Origin of the sequence: Cellulomonas biazotea (assembly GCF_004306155.1) — a bacterium.
Classification (GTDB): Bacteria; Actinomycetota; Actinomycetes; order Actinomycetales; family Cellulomonadaceae; genus Cellulomonas; species Cellulomonas biazotea.
In genome coordinates this window covers 1-1,238 of sequence record NZ_BIMR01000298.1, presented here as the reverse complement: position 1 = coordinate 1,238, position 1,238 = coordinate 1, and the positions used below count along the sequence as shown (strand labels likewise).

Here is a 1,238-nt window from a genome sequence, read left to right as displayed (position 1 = left end):
ACTGACCGGCGCGGGCCGTCGGCACGCTGTGCAGCGACCGGACGGGCGGGGCGACGATCGGGATCGACGACGTCGTGGGGCGCGGGCCGCGCACGGGCAGGGACGGCGTGGCGCGGCCGAGGAAGTTGCCCTGGACCTGGCGGACGCCGAGGTCGACGAGCGCGGTGAGCTGGGCGGCCGTCTCGACGCCCTCGGCGACGACGTCGAGGGAGTGGTTCTCGGCCAGCGCGATGATGGCGCGCACGGCGCCGCGTCCGCGTTCGGTGCCGAGCTCACGGACGAAGGACCGGTCGATCTTGAGGACGTCGACGGGCAGGCGTCCGAGCCGGGAGATCGAGCTGTAGCCGGTGCCGAAGTCGTCGACGGCGACGCGGGCGCCGCGGGCGCGCAGCTCGGACAGGACGGGGACGGCCTGGACGGTCTGGACGAGCGCGCTCTCGGTGATCTCGAGCGTGAGGTGCTCCCAGTAGGCGTCGCCCCAGGCGGTCTCGAACTGCTCGAGCGCGTCGGGCTCGGTGAGCTGGCGGGCGGCGATGTTGACGGCGACGGGCATCTGGAACCGTTCGAGCGCGCGGCGGGCCTCGCGCAGGACGGTGAGCCCGATGGGCACGATGAGGCCGGACTCCTCGGCGAGGGCCAGCCAGTCGGCAGGCAGCACGAGGTGGCCGTGGTGGTTCCAGCGGGCGAGCGCCTCGACCTGCAGGACCTCGAGGGTCTGCGTGTCGACGACGGGCTGGAAGTGCGCGGTGAACTGCTCGAGCGCGACGGCGGTCTCGAGGGCGGAGCGCTGGAGCCGCTCGGCCTCGACCCGGCGCCGCAGTGCCCGGTCGAACACGCGGAAGCCGGACCGCGAGCGCTTGGCCTCGAGCATGGCGGTGTCGGCGTGGCGGACGAGGGCCTCGGGGTCGACGACGTCGCCGGGGACCCAGGTCGCGACGCCGACGGTGAGCCGGGTGGGTCGGCCGCCGGACGACCGGTCCTCGAACCCGTCGCGCAGCGAGCGGGCGAGGGCGACGAGGTGGGAGTCCTCGGGGGCGCGGGCGACGATGGCGACGAACTCGTCTCCGCCGAGGCGGCCGACGAAGACGTCGTCGCCGGTGACGGCGGTGCGCAGGTGGTCGGCGACGCGGGCGAGCAGGGCGTCGCCGCGGGAGTGCCCGAGCTCGTCGTTGACGCGCTTGAAGCCGTCGACGTCGCAGTAGACGAGGGCGACGCGGGTGCGTTCGACGTTGGCGCGG

1 protein-coding gene is annotated in these 1,238 nt (G+C 74.6%); it reads right to left on the bottom strand.

What is annotated here, in order from left to right; genetic code table 11:
- Positions 1–1,238: putative bifunctional diguanylate cyclase/phosphodiesterase (locus CBZ_RS17035; protein ID WP_130782674.1), on the bottom strand; the 1,238-nt coding region annotated here is incomplete at both ends.